We start from the raw sequence: 12,566 nt of genomic DNA, 5'->3' as shown, positions 1-12,566 counted from the left end.
CTAGCCCCACATTTCGGCGAGCCCGGCCAGCGAATTCCAGCCGAGGTACAGGGTCAGCAGCCAGGCGGCCGCACCCAGGACCAGCAGCCACGTCGGATAGACGTAGCCGTGCAGGAGGTCCCGGCGGCGCCAGGCGGCCCAGAGCAGGACCGCGAGACCGAACGGGAGGATCAGGCCGTTGAACGCGCCCGCGAAGATGAGCAGCTGCTGCGGGGCCTGGCCCAGGAGCAGGTAGATCACGGCGCAGACGGCAATGAAGGCCACGATGATCAGGTTGCGCTTGCGCTCGGACGTCGTCGTCCGGGTGATGAAGGAAACCGATGTGTAGGCGGCGCCGATGACCGAGGTCAGGGCGGCGGCCCAGAGGACCACGCCGAACATCCGCATGCCGATCTCGCCTGCCGCGGCGCCGAACGCCTCGGCCGCCATGTTGTCGCTGGTCAGTGCCACTCCGCCGGACACCACGCCGAGGATCGCGAGGAAGAGCAACACGCGCATGATGCCGGTGACGATGATGCCCAGGATGGAGCTGCGCGAGATGGCCTTGACGTTTTCGACGCCGTGGGCGCCGGAATCGAGCATGCGGTGCGCGCCGGCGTAGGTGATGTAGCCGCCGACGGTGCCGCCGATCAGGGTGGTGATCACGAGGAAGTCGACCTCCTCCGGCAGGACGGTATTCTTCAGGGCCTCGCCGAGCGGCGGGGCCGCGACGATCGCCACGTAGAGCATCAGCAGGATCATCACCGCGCCGAGCAGCACGACGATCCGGTCCAGGGCCATGCCCGCCTTCTTGGAGAGGAAGATCAGGATGGCGACGAGCGCCGAAGCCGCGCCGCCGATTTTCGGATCCAGGCCCATCATCGCGTTGACGCCGAGCCCGGTGCCGGCGATGTTGCCGATGTTGAAGACCACGCCGCCCAAGAACACCAGCGCGGCCAGGATCCAGCCGGCCCCCGGCAGCACCTTGTTGCCCAGTTCGTGCGCGCGCATGCCGGAGATGCCGATGATCCGCCACACGTTGAGCTGCACGGCGATGTCCACCAGGACCGAGAGCAGGATGGCGAAGGCGAAAGCCGCGCCGAGCTGCACGGTGAAGACCGTGGTCTGGGTAATGAAGCCGGGGCCGATCGCGCTGGTGGCCATCAGGAACATGGCGCCGAGCATCGCGGTGCGCTGGAAGTTCGGGCGCACCTTGGTTGGCGTGGTCTTGTCCATTGGTTTTCCCATCTGGATCGGTGACTGCTGTCACACGGACATTGGAGCGACCTTACATGTTGTTGAACAATGCTGGCAAGAAATTGTTCAACAAACCGAGGCTCCGGGCGTCAGCGGCAGCCGCGGGCGATTGTTGAACAATCTTGGAATGTGGTGCATGCTGGAACCAGGGAAACCAACGAGACGGGTGTCACACATGGCTATTATCGACCTGAACAGCGACGTCGGAGAATCCTTCGGCAACTGGGAAATGGGCGACGACGCGGCGATCTTCCGCTCCGTCTCCAGTGCCAACGTGGCCTGCGGCTTCCATGCCGGAGACCCGAGCACCATCGCCGCAACCTGCCGCGACGCGGTGGCCGCCGGAGTGACCATCGGCGCCCACGTGGGCTACCGGGACCTAGCGGGCTTCGGGCGGCGTTTCCTCGACTGCTCCCCCACGGAACTGGCGGACGACGTGCTCTACCAGCTCGGCGCGCTCCAGGCGCTGGCCCAGGCCGCCGGAGCGCGGATCCGCTACGTCAAGCCGCACGGCGCCCTCTACAACACGATCGTCCATCACGAAGCCCATGCCCAGGCCGTAGTCGATGCGGTGCGGGCCTTCGGCGGGGACCTGCCGCTGCTCCTGCTCCCGGGCTCAGTGGCGCTGGCCAAGGCCGAGGCCACCGGACTTCGCGGCGTCGCCGAGGCCTTCGCCGACCGCGCCTACAACCCGGACGGCACGCTGGTCTCGCGCCGCGAGCCGGGGGCCGTCCTCCACGACCCGGACCTCGTCGTCGCCAACATGGTGCGGCTGGCCCAGACCGGCAAGATCACGGCCATCGACGGCTCCATCATCAGGGTGGACGCCGAAAGCATCTGCGTCCACGGCGACACTCCGGGCTCCGTCGCGATGGCTGCCGCCGTGCGCGCCGGGCTCGAATCCGCCGGCGTGACGGTCCGGAGCTTTGCGTGAGCGTGACCGCCGTCCGGTTTGCCGGGCCGCGCGCATTGCTGGTCGAGCTCTCCGGCCTGGACTCCGTGCTGGCCCTGCACGCCCGGCTGACCGCGGACCCGCTGCCCGGCCAGCTCGATGTGCTGGCCGCGGCCTCCACCGTGCTGGTCCAGTGCGACACCCGCGCCCACGCGGTGGCCGCGAGGTCCGCCGTCGAACGGCTGGAACTGGAGCATGCCCCGGCCGGGACGGGGAAAACCATTGAAATTCCCGTGACGTACGACGGCGAGGACCTCGCCGAGGTGGCCCGCCTCACCGGCCTCAGTTCCGAGGGTGTGGTCAATGCCCACACCGGGCAGGTCTGGACCGCCGCCTTCGGCGGCTTCGCCCCCGGCTTTGCCTACCTCACGGGCGAGGACGGCTCGCTCGAGGTGCCGCGGCGCGCCACCCCGCGGACCGCCGTCCCTGCCGGCGCGGTCGCCCTGGCCGGCGGCTACTCCGCCATCTATCCGCGCAAGTCGCCGGGCGGCTGGCAGCTGATCGGACGCACCGAGAGCGTGCTGTGGGACGTCGCCCGGCCGGATCCGGCGCTGATCCGGCCGCAGGACCTGGTCCGCTTCACCGCCGTGCGGGAGTCGCTCGGTGTGGCGGGCTCGGCCGGCTCCGCGGCATCGGCCCCGCCTGCCGACGCCATCTCGACCGGGACCAGGCCCGCTGCGAACACGACCATAACCGACCGCCACGAGGCTGGCCGGTCCGGGTCCAGCGCCATCGCGGCCGCCCCCGCCGAGGAGGAGCCTGCCACCCCGCGGCGGCAAGCCGCCGGCTCGCTCGAGGTGGTTTCCACCGGCCTGCAGTCGCTGCTGCAGGATCTGGGCCGACCGGGCATGGGCAACCTCGGCGTAGGCAGCTCCGGCGCGCTCGACGTGCCGGCCGCACGCCAGGCGAACCGGCTGGCCGGCAACTCCCCCGGGGACGCCGTCGTCGAGAATCTCTTCGGCTCGCTGGTCCTGCGGGCCTGCGGCGACCAGGTCCTCGCGGTCACCGGTGCCCGCGTGGAGCTGGACATCGCCCCGTCCGGACGCCGTCCGGCGCAGGATTCGCCCTTCGTCCTGCTCGACAGCGAGACCCTGTCCCTCGGACCGGCGACCGCCGGGCTGCGGGCCTACGTCGCCGTGCGCGGCGGGATCGAGCTGGCCGCGGAGCTGGGGAGCCGCTCCACCGACACATTGTCCGGGCTGGGCCCCGCGCCGCTGGAGGCCGGATCCGTCCTGCCGGTGGGCGCAGCCGGCAGCGGGCACGTGGTCGGCACGCCGGAACCGCCCGTCCTGCGGGTCCGCCCCGGCGAAACCGCCCTGCTGCGCATCACGCCCGGCCCCCGCGACGACTGGTTCGGCCAGGCCGGGCTCGACCGGCTCACCGGCCAGGACTGGGTGTCCGGCTCGGCCTCGGACCGGATCGGCGTCCGGCTGGAGCTGCCGGGCGCCGGCGGCAGCGGCAACGGGACGCCGATCGGCGGCGGCCCGGCGGGGACGGCCGGGACGGCCGCGCCGCTGGAGCGCATCCGGGACGGCGAGCTGCAAAGCGAGGGCACCGTGGCTGGCGCCCTGCAGGTCCCGCCGTCCGGGCTGCCCGTGCTGTTCCTGGCCGACCATCCGGTCACGGGCGGCTATCCCGTGATTGCCGCCGTGGTTCCCGAGGACCTGCCGGTGGCCGCCCAGCTGCCGCCCGGCAGCACCGTCCGCTTCGTCCTGGTCGACCCGGACACCCTGCTTCCCGCCGGCAGCGCCGGCACTTCGAATCCGCCGGAAAGGTACCGCGCATGAAGAAGGTCCTGATCGCCAACCGCGGCGAGATCGCCGTACGAGTCGCGCGCGCCTGCGCCGACGCCGGGCTCGCGTCCGTGGCCGTGTACTCCGACCCCGACGCCGATGCGCTCCACGTCCGCCGCGCCGACGAAGCGTACGCACTGGGCGGGAGCAGCGGGCAGGAAACCTACCTGGACATCGGCAAGCTGATCGAGGCGGCCCGCCGTTCCGGCGCCGACGCCGTCCACCCCGGCTACGGCTTCCTCTCTGAAAACGCCGACTTTGCCGAGGCGGTGAACGAGGCCGGCCTGACCTGGATCGGCCCCTCCCCGCAGTCCATCCGCGACCTGGGCAACAAGGTCACCGCCCGGGAGATCGCCGTGCGGGCCGGAGCGCCGCTGGTGCCCGGCAGCGACGGTCCGGTCGAGAGCGGCGCCGAGGTGATGGCGTTCGCCGAGGAACACGGCCTCCCGGTGGCCATCAAGGCGGCGTTCGGCGGCGGCGGCCGCGGCCTGAAGATCGCCCGCCGGATGGAGGACATCGAGGACGCCTTCGACTCCGCCGTCCGCGAAGCCACGGTGGCCTTCGGCCGGGGCGAATGCTTCGTGGAACGCTTCCTCGACAAGCCCCGGCACGTGGAAGCCCAGGTCCTGGCCGACATGCACGGCAACGTGGTCGTGGTCGGGACGCGCGACTGCTCGCTGCAGCGCCGCAACCAGAAACTCGTCGAAGAAGCCCCGGCCCCGTTCCTGACCGAGGAGCAGCGCGGGCTCATCCACGACTCGGCCAAGGCCATCTGCCGCGAGGCCGGGTACCACGGCGCCGGCACCGTCGAGTACCTGGTCGCCAGCGATGGCACCATCTCCTTCCTCGAGGTGAACACACGTCTGCAGGTGGAACACCCCGTCACCGAGGAGACCACCGGCGTCGATCTGGTGCGCGAACAGTTCCGCATTGCCGACGGCGAGCCGCTGACCCTGACCCAGGACCCTCGGCCGCAGGGCCATGCCTTCGAGTTCAGGCTCAACGCGGAGGATCCCGCCCGCGGCTTCCTGCCCGCGCCCGGCACCATCGCCGCCTTCGAACCGCCCACCGGCTCCGGCATCCGCGTGGATTCCGGCGTCCGCAGCGGGTCCACGGTTCCCGGCGACTACGACTCGCTGATGGCCAAGCTCATCGTGCACGGCGCGGACCGCGCGCAGGCGCTGAACCGGGCCCGGGTGGCGCTGGACGAGATGGTCATCGCCGGGCTGCCCACCGTGCTGCCCTTCCACCGGGCGGTGGTCCGGGACGCAGCCTTCACCAAGACCGAGGCCTTTGGCGTCTACACCACCTGGATCGAGTCCGAGTTCGCCGAGCCGCTGGCAGCGTCCCCGGAGATCGCGGCGGCCGAGCCCGGCAGCGAGCGCACGGAACTGACGGTCGAAGTCGACGGCAAGGCGCTGCGCCTCGGCCTGCCCGCCCGCCTGCTCGAGTCGCTGCTGCACGGCGGCGGCAGCGCCCCGGGCCAGGCCGCCGCGGAGGAGACGCACGAGCCTGAGGTCCTGCGGGCGCCGATGAACGGCAACCTGGTCAAGTGGGTCGCGGAGGACGGCGCCGCACTCGCCGCGGGCGACCCGGTGGCCGTCGTCGAGGCGATGAAGATGGAGACCACCATCGCCGCCCACCGGCCCGGCACCCTGGCGCGCGGAGAGCAGCAGCCCGGCACCGCCGTCGTCCGCGGTGACGCACTTGGTAGCATCGGGTAGCCGGCCCCTGGCCGCACCACAAACGATTGGCCCGTAATGGCCCGATAGGACGCCCTATCCAGCCATTACGGGCCAACAGATCCGCAATTGCAGGCCCGGTTCGACCGGCGAGGGATGGGACGAACGGATGAACGCACCGCTGACGGGGATCGCCGCGCGGAGCGAGGCGGCGCATGCGCACACCGCGGCGTGGGTGGCCGAGTCGCTGCGCATCCGCATCGCGGAGGGCCAGCTGCTGCCCGGCTCCAAGCTGTCCGAGCAGGCGCTGGCCACGTCCTTCGGGGTCTCCCGCAACACGCTGCGCGAGGCCTTCACCGTCCTCGCCGGCGAACACGTCGTCACGCGCATCCCCAACCGCGGCGTCATCGTGACCTCGCCCGGCCCCGAGGGCGTGCGCGAAATCTACAGCGTGCGGCGGATCCTAGAACCTGCCGCGGTCCGCTGGGGCGAGGACGTGGACGTGGATGCGCTGGCGGCGATTGTCGCGGATGCCCGGGACGCCCGGGAACGGGGCGACATCGCCGAGATGGCCGGCGCCAACCAGCGCTTCCATGAGACCCTGATCCGCGGCACCGGCAGCAAGCTGCTGCAGGAACTGATGACCCGGGTGCTGGCCCAGATGCGCCTGGTCTTCCACACCATGAGCCAGACTCCGGATTTCCATAGCCACTACGTGGAGCAGAACGCCGAGCTCGTGGCGCTGCTCGCGAGCGGGCGCCGGGAAGAGGCGGCCGATACGCTGCGCGGCTACATGGACCAGGCCGAGGCCGAGCTGCTGGAACACCTCAGCGCGGAGCCTGCCGCCAAACGGGCGTGACCTTCCCTCGCTTCGGCGTTTCCTAGCCGACCAGGACCTTGGCCGCGCCGTCCATGTGCTCGGTGATCGCCTCGCTGGCCTTGGCCGCGTCGCCGGTTTCGATCGCGTCCACGATCTCGCCGTGCCGCTTGACGCTCATGTTCTGTGCCGCCCGTTCGAAGCCGGCGAACATGATGGACATGCGGATGTTGCCTTCCAGCGAGCCCCACGAGTGCAGCAGCGTCTCGTTGCCGGTGAGGCCGCAGAGCGTCCGGTGGAAGTTCAAATCCGCCTCGATGCGCTCCTCCAGCCCGTCCTTGCTGGCCCGCTCCATCTCTTCCAGCGCGCGGCGCAGTTCCTTGATGACCTGGGCCCGGTCCTCCAGGGCGCAGAGCTCCCGCGCGGCCAGGGACTCGAGCGCGGCCCGGACGGAGAAGATGTCGCAGATTTCCTTGGCGTCCAGGTGGCGGACCGACAGCCGGCCCCGCGGCCCGGCGGAAATCAGCCCTTCCTGCTGCAGCTGCCGCATGGCCTCCCGCAGGGTGCCGCGGCTGATCTGCAGGGTTTCGGACAGCTCGGTTTCCACCAAGTGGGTCCCGGGGGCGATCTCGCCCGTGGTGATGGCGCGGCGCAGGGCGGCCAGGGCCTGCTGCCGGAGGCTGGTCTTTTCCAGTCCCAGCAGCGACATCGATTCTGTGGCCATCGTTTTCATCCTCGGGCGCTTGGAAGCAAGACTGTTGACAGTTGCCATGTTAACAGTCGGTCGGACGGCTGTCGCCGGTGCGAGCTCCATGCCGTGCCCGCTAGAGTGCGCCGAGGACGGCCGCGACGATCCGGTCGACGGAGAGTCCGTAGCGTTCGTGCAGGGTCGGCAGGGCGCCGGCGTGCAGGAACTCGTCGGGCAGGGCCACGGGCAGGATGCGCTTGGCGACCCCGGCGCGGGCGGCGGCTGCGGCGACGGTTTCGAACAGGCCGCCGACCACGGTGTGGTTCTCCAGGGTCACCGCCAGCCGGTCGGTGTTGATTTCGCCTAGGACGGTCTCGGCGTCGAACGGCTTGATGGTCGGCGTGTGGACCACGGCGACGTCGACGTTGTGCGCGGCGAGTTCCTTGGCTGCCTGCAGCGCCCGCATGGTCATGAGCCCGCTGGAGACGAAGACCACGTCGTTGCCGCCGCGCAGCACCTTGGCCTTGCCGAGTTCGAATGTGTAGTCGTACTCGTCCAGCACGGTGGGCACGTTGCCGCGCAGCAGGCGCAGGTAGGTCGGCCCCTCGCTCGCGGCGAGCTGCGGCACCGCCTGTTCAATGTCCACCGAGTCGCAGGGGTCCACGATGGTCAGGTTCGGCATGCCGCGGAAGATCGCCATGTCCTCGGTGGCCTGGTGCGAGGGCCCGTAGCCGGTGGTCAGGCCGGGCAGCCCGCCGACGATGTTCACGTTCAGGTTCGGCTCCGCGGCGTCCAGGCAGAGGAAGTCGTAGGCCCGGCGCGCGGCGAAGACCGAGTAGGTCGAGGCGAACGGGACCAGCCCGGTCTGCGCCATGCCGGCGGCCGCGCCGAAGAGCAGCTGCTCGGCCATGCCCATCTGGAAGAACCGCTCCGGGAAGGCCTTGGCGAAGATGTGCATGTCCGTGTACTTGCCCAGGTCGGCGGTGAGCCCGACGATCTTCTCGTTCTCCTGCGCGGCCTTGACCAGGGCGTGGCCGAACGGAGCCGGGCTGGTCTTCTGGCCCGGGTCGGCGAAGGAAGCGATCATGGCCGAGGTCTTCAGCTTCGGCTTCGGCGCGGTCTTCACGGTGGGTCCGGCAGCAGTGGTCGCGGTCACTTGGATTCTCCTTCAGATGCGGTGCGGGCTTCGTACCCGGCGGTCAGCTGCTCGCGGCAGATCTGCCATTCGTGTTCATCGATGCGCATGAAGTGCGCCTTCTCCCGGTCTTCGAGCAGCGGCACGCCGCGGCCCACCTTGGTGTCGCACAGGATGACCGACGGCTTGCCCTCGGCCTCGGCTTTGGCGGCGGCCGCGTCGAATGCGGCCAGCAGGGCCCCGACGTCGTTGCCGTCCACGCGCTGGACGAACCAGCCGCACGCCGCCCACTTGTCCAGCACCGGCTCGGTGCGCAGCACGGCGTCCGTCTTGCCGTCGGCCTGCAGGGCGTTGATGTCCACGATCGCGGTCAGGTTGCCCAGCTGGTGGTGGTGCGCGCCCATCGCGGCCTCCCAGGTGGAGCCCTCGTCCAGCTCCCCGTCGGAGAGGAAGTTGAACACGCGGGCGCCGGAGCCCTGCAGGCGCAGGCCCAGCGCGGTGCCCACGGCGATGGTCAGGCCGTGCCCGAGCGAGCCGCCGGAGATTTCCATCCCGGGTGTGTAGGTGGACATGCCGGACATCGGCAGCCGCGAATCGTCCGAGCCGTATGTCTCCAGCTCGTCGACCGGGACGATCCCGGCCTCCGCCAGCGCGGCGTAGTGGCCGATCGCGTAGTGGCCGGTGGAGAGCAGGAAGCGGTCCCGCTCCCCCCACTCCGGGTCCTCGGGCCGGTAGCGCAGCTGGTCGGCGTAGACCGCGGCGAGGACGTCGGCCGCGTCGAGCGCCTGGCCCACGTAGCCCTGCCCCTGCGCCTCGCCCATGTTCAGCACGTGGTGGCGCATCCGGTAGGCCGCGGCTTCGACGCGTGCCACCCGTTCCTGCAATGACGCAGCCTCGGGAGCGCGGACGGTTTCGGTGATGGTCACAGGATTTCCTTTCGGGAAAAGTACGACGGCGTGGCGCCGGGGCGGGCGGGAGGTCCCGCCCCGGCACGGCTCGGGTTGAGGAAGATCGGGCGGCTTACCGGTCCTGGAGGACCTGGCGGTTGCGCCTTCGGGTCCGGATTCAGGCGGTCACTTTGGCCGGCTTGGTGGTCGCCGCGGCCTCCGCGGCCAGGCGGCGCTCCCGGGGGCCCCAGGTTTCGCGGGTTGCCAGCGCGGCCCACAGGCCGATGGCGCCGTAGAGGCTGAACAGCAGCGCCGGTCCGACCCAGCCCAGGGCCACGAACAGCAGGGTGGTGATGAAGGGGGTGAAGCCGGAGACCATGGCCGAGATCTGGTAGGCCAGCGAGGCGCCCGACGAGCGGGTCTTGGCCTGGAACAGCTCGGGGAACCAGGCGCCCTGGGCGCCGGCCAGCGAGTTCTGGCAGACCGCGTAGGAGATCACGATGGTGGCGATGATGAAGAGGAACAGGCCCGTGTTGACCAGCAGGAACATCGGGACGCCGAAGAGGACGGCGAACGCGGTGGAGGCGATGTAGACCGGGCGGCGGCCCACCTTGTCCGTCAGCCGGCCCCAGGCCATGGTGGCGAAGATGCCGATGCCGGAGGCGATGCACAGCGCGACCAGGGTCTGGGTCTTGTCGGCCAGCTCGGAGTTGTGCAGGTAGGAAATCATGTAGGTGACGGAGACGGCGTAACCGGCGGTCTCCGCGATGCGCAGGCCGATGCCGCGCACGATGTTGCGCCAGTCGTCGCGGATGACCTCGACGATCGGGGACTTCACGATGTCGCCGTGTTCCTTGACGTCCTCGAAGACCGGGGACTCGGGCACCTTGGAGCGGATGATCAGGCCGACCGCGACCAGGATTATGCTGGCCAGGAACGGCACGCGCCAGGCCCACTCGTTGCCCAGATGCACGCTGAAGAGGAAGACGAGGTTGGCCAGGAGCAGGCCCACCGGGAAGCCGGCCTGCACGATGCCGGTGTACTTGCCCTTCTGCTTCCAGGGCGCATGCTCGTAGCTCATCAGGATGGCCCCGCCCCACTCGGCGCCGAAGGCCAGGCCCTGGATGACGCGGACGGTGACCAGCAGCGCCGGAGCCAGGAGGCCGACCTGCGCGTAGGTCGGCAGCAGGCCGATGGCGAACGTGGCCAGGCCCATGAGGATCAGCGAGGAGACCAGCACCGGCTTGCGTCCGATCCGGTCGCCGAGGTGCCCGCCGATGATGCCGCCCAGCGGGCGGGCCGCGAAGCCGACGCCGAGGGTCGCGAACGCTGCCAGGGTTCCGGTGAGGGGGTCGCCGCCGGGGAAGAAGGCGGTGCCGAAGTACAGGGCCGCGGCGGTGCCGAAACCAATGAAGTCGTACGTTTCGATAACGGCGCCGACACCGGAGCCGATGGCGACGCGCTTGGCGTCCTTTGTGCCGTGAACGGGGCCGCGCATTGTCAGGGCTTCGTTGCTCATCGAATTACCTTTCGAAGCGATGGCGGAGGCTGGAGGAACCTCCGTCACTGTTGACAGTCAACAGGATATGCCAATCAGTGTGAGCCGCGCCACTCGCCTCTGTCAACAGTCGACAGAAAATTTCTTCAACCGTTGACTGTCAACAGTCAACTGCTCTAACGTGGTTCGCGTCACAACATTGCTCCACCCGTTCCGACTTCCTAAAGGGAACCCATGACCTTCCATCCGCGGCTGGGCTGCTCCACCATCAGCTTCCGGCACCAGGACCTGGCCACGGCGCTGGCCACCATCGCCGGCCTCGGCTTCACCGAGATCGATCTCGGCGCCCTGCCGGGCGTGTGCGACCACGTGCCCTACGTCCTCGACGAGCAGGCGGTCACCGCCGTCGCAGCGACCGTCGCCGCCTCCGGGCTGCGCGTGCGCTCCATCAACGGCGACATCGGCGACCTGAACCGCCGGCTCTCCGCCGAAGAGCGGGCGCAGCGCTCCCGGCACCTGGACATGCTGCTCGCCCTCGCGGGGCAGACCGCCGCGGAGGCGCTGGTACTGCCGTGCGGCGCGCTGGACAACACCCCCGTCAGCACCCTGGACCAGGACCTCGACCTCGTCGCCGCAGAACTCGCCGCAGCCGGCGAGCGTGCGGCGGAGGCCGGCGTCGGACTCTGGACCGAATCCCTGCACTTCTTCCGCCTCTGCCACGACACCGAACGCGCCCAGCAGCTGACCGACCGGCTCGCCGGCACGGAAGTGCAGGTCGTCATGGATTTCAGCCACATCGTCGCCTCCGGCGGCAGCCCCGAGGACTTCGTGGAGCGCTTCCATGGGCGCATCGCCCACGTCCACCTGCGCGACGCCGTCCCCGGAAACATCAACCTCAGCATCGGCAACGGCCAGGCGGACTTCGCGGCCGGCCTGAAGTCGCTGGCGGACAAGGGCTACACCGGCCACTTTTCCCTGGAACTCGAAACCCGCGACGTCGACCACGACGAACGCCCGGCGGCAGCCGCAGCGGCGGCCGCCTTCATCTCGGACCTCATCTAGCAACGCAACAACCCAAGGAGACACCATGACCACCATCCAGCGCACCGCCGTCGTCACCGGCGCCACGTCCGAGCGCGGCATCGGCGAGGCCACCGCCCGCCGCTATGCCCGCGAGGGCTGGGCCATCGTCATCCTCGACCTCGACGGCGAGAAGTCCGCGAAGGTCGCCCGCGCGATCGGCAACGAGCTGAACGTCCCGGCCTTCGGCCACGAAATCGACGTCACCAGCGAAGCGTCCGTGGCCGCCGCCCAGGCCGCGGTCGAGGCCGAAGTCCGGGCCGGCAACCTGCCTCCCGTGGGGGCGCTGGCCAACATCGCCGGCATCACCTCGCCCGTGCCGTTCCTGGAGACCACGCTCGACCTCTGGAACAAGGTCATGGCCGTCAACGCCACCGGCACCTACCTGGTCACGAAGGCCTTCCTGCCCGCGATGCTGGAGAACAAGTGGGGCCGCATCGTCAACATGTCCTCGGTCTCCGCGCAGCGCGGCGGCGGCGTGTTCGGCAAGGTTCCCTACTCCTCCGCCAAGGCAGCCATCCTCGGCTTCACCAAGGCGCTGGCCCGCGAGCTGGGCGACAGCGGCGTCACCGTCAACGCGGTCACGCCCGGCGCCGTCGACACGAACATCCGCGTCGGCACCACCCCCGAGCTGGAGGCAGCCATCGCGGCCGACGTCCCGCTCGGCCGCACCGCCACCACCGAGGAAGTCGCCGCCGTCATCACCTTCCTCTCCAGCCAGGACGCCGCCTACCTGACCGGCGCCACGTTCGACATCAACGGCGGAAGCCACCTGCACTAGCCGGTTCCGGCTCCCCA

General features: G+C 70.1%; 11 protein-coding genes. 6 read left to right on the top strand and 5 right to left on the bottom strand.

Translation table 11 applies throughout. The features are described 5' to 3' along the window. On the bottom strand, window positions 1-1,215 hold the full coding sequence (locus tag WFH44_RS18620) for an NRAMP family divalent metal transporter (protein ID WP_336715747.1): 1,215 nt from the start codon (window positions 1,213-1,215) through the stop codon (window positions 1-3). A 196-nt stretch (window positions 1,216-1,411) separates the two neighbouring features. On the opposite strand from WFH44_RS18620, the gene WFH44_RS18615 reads away from it, so the two are divergent. The 4 genes from WFH44_RS18615 to WFH44_RS18600 all read left to right on the top strand — a co-directional run bounded on the left by WFH44_RS18615 (window position 1,412) and on the right by WFH44_RS18600 (window position 6,522). Beyond that, window positions 1,412-2,170: a LamB/YcsF family protein gene (locus WFH44_RS18615; protein WP_336715745.1), complete on the top strand. Its 759-nt coding sequence runs from the start codon at window positions 1,412-1,414 to the stop codon at window positions 2,168-2,170. Beyond that, complete coding sequence (locus WFH44_RS18610; protein ID WP_336715743.1) at window positions 2,167-3,975, top strand: carboxyltransferase domain-containing protein; 1,809 nt, start codon at window positions 2,167-2,169, stop codon at window positions 3,973-3,975. The genes WFH44_RS18615 and WFH44_RS18610 overlap by 4 nt, the downstream gene beginning before the upstream one ends. Next, window positions 3,972-5,705 (top strand): acetyl/propionyl/methylcrotonyl-CoA carboxylase subunit alpha, encoded by a 1,734-nt coding sequence (locus WFH44_RS18605; RefSeq protein ID WP_336715741.1) that lies wholly within the window; start codon window positions 3,972-3,974, stop codon window positions 5,703-5,705. Before WFH44_RS18610 ends, WFH44_RS18605 begins: the two co-directional genes overlap by 4 nt. A 127-nt stretch (window positions 5,706-5,832) precedes the next feature. Further along, window positions 5,833-6,522 carry a GntR family transcriptional regulator gene (locus tag WFH44_RS18600; RefSeq protein WP_336715740.1) on the top strand — a complete coding sequence of 230 codons (690 nt, stop codon included), beginning with the start codon at window positions 5,833-5,835 and terminating at the stop codon, window positions 6,520-6,522. 22 nt (window positions 6,523-6,544) lie between these two features. Here WFH44_RS18600 and WFH44_RS18595 read toward each other — a convergent pair whose 3' ends face one another. From WFH44_RS18595 to WFH44_RS18580, 4 genes are all read right to left on the bottom strand, one after another. Then, window positions 6,545-7,204 (bottom strand): GntR family transcriptional regulator, encoded by a 660-nt coding sequence (locus WFH44_RS18595; protein WP_336715738.1) that lies wholly within the window; start codon window positions 7,202-7,204, stop codon window positions 6,545-6,547. 100 nt (window positions 7,205-7,304) lie between these two features. Next, window positions 7,305-8,255: a transketolase family protein gene (locus tag WFH44_RS18590; protein ID WP_336715849.1), complete on the bottom strand. Its 951-nt coding sequence runs from the start codon at window positions 8,253-8,255 to the stop codon at window positions 7,305-7,307. Window positions 8,256-8,320: 65 nt separating this feature from the next. Beyond that, on the bottom strand, window positions 8,321-9,145 hold the full coding sequence (locus WFH44_RS18585) for a transketolase (RefSeq protein ID WP_336715847.1): 825 nt from the start codon (window positions 9,143-9,145) through the stop codon (window positions 8,321-8,323). 223 nt (window positions 9,146-9,368) lie between these two features. After that, entirely contained in the window at window positions 9,369-10,709 is a 1,341-nt protein-coding gene (locus WFH44_RS18580; protein WP_336715736.1) for an MFS transporter, read from the bottom strand. A 213-nt stretch (window positions 10,710-10,922) separates the two neighbouring features. Here WFH44_RS18580 and WFH44_RS18575 point away from each other — a divergent pair, with 213 nt between their 5' ends. Continuing rightward, entirely contained in the window at window positions 10,923-11,750 is an 828-nt protein-coding gene (locus WFH44_RS18575; RefSeq protein WP_336715734.1) for a sugar phosphate isomerase/epimerase family protein, read from the top strand. A 25-nt stretch (window positions 11,751-11,775) separates the two neighbouring features. Beyond that, a complete protein-coding gene (locus WFH44_RS18570; protein WP_336715733.1) occupies window positions 11,776-12,549 on the top strand; it encodes an SDR family NAD(P)-dependent oxidoreductase in 774 nt (257 codons plus the stop codon). Window positions 12,550-12,566: the final 17 nt, after the last annotated feature.

Origin of the sequence: Arthrobacter sp. USHLN218, from assembly GCF_037144715.1 — a bacterium.
Taxonomy (GTDB): domain Bacteria; phylum Actinomycetota; class Actinomycetes; order Actinomycetales; family Micrococcaceae; genus Crystallibacter.
The sequence above is the reverse complement of the archived record's forward strand: the minus strand, read 5'-3'. Positions and strand labels throughout refer to the sequence as shown.

What these genes read in the sequence shown, in the direction of transcription:
- WFH44_RS18620 (WP_336715747.1), bottom strand. Translation starts at nt 1,215, where the DNA reads ATGGACAAGACCACGCCAACCAAGGTGCGCCCGAACTTCCAGCGCACC.
- WFH44_RS18615 (WP_336715745.1), top strand. Translation starts at nt 1,412, where the DNA reads ATGGCTATTATCGACCTGAACAGCGACGTCGGAGAATCCTTCGGCAAC.
- WFH44_RS18605 (WP_336715741.1), top strand. Translation starts at nt 3,972, where the DNA reads ATGAAGAAGGTCCTGATCGCCAACCGCGGCGAGATCGCCGTACGAGTC.
- WFH44_RS18600 (WP_336715740.1), top strand. Translation starts at nt 5,833, where the DNA reads ATGAACGCACCGCTGACGGGGATCGCCGCGCGGAGCGAGGCGGCGCAT.
- WFH44_RS18595 (WP_336715738.1), bottom strand. Translation starts at nt 7,204, where the DNA reads ATGGCCACAGAATCGATGTCGCTGCTGGGACTGGAAAAGACCAGCCTC.
- WFH44_RS18590 (WP_336715849.1), bottom strand. Translation starts at nt 8,255, where the DNA reads ATGATCGCTTCCTTCGCCGACCCGGGCCAGAAGACCAGCCCGGCTCCG.
- WFH44_RS18585 (WP_336715847.1), bottom strand. Translation starts at nt 9,145, where the DNA reads ATGCGCCACCACGTGCTGAACATGGGCGAGGCGCAGGGGCAGGGCTAC.
- WFH44_RS18580 (WP_336715736.1), bottom strand. Translation starts at nt 10,709, where the DNA reads ATGAGCAACGAAGCCCTGACAATGCGCGGCCCCGTTCACGGCACAAAG.
- WFH44_RS18575 (WP_336715734.1), top strand. Translation starts at nt 10,923, where the DNA reads ATGACCTTCCATCCGCGGCTGGGCTGCTCCACCATCAGCTTCCGGCAC.
- WFH44_RS18570 (WP_336715733.1), top strand. Translation starts at nt 11,776, where the DNA reads ATGACCACCATCCAGCGCACCGCCGTCGTCACCGGCGCCACGTCCGAG.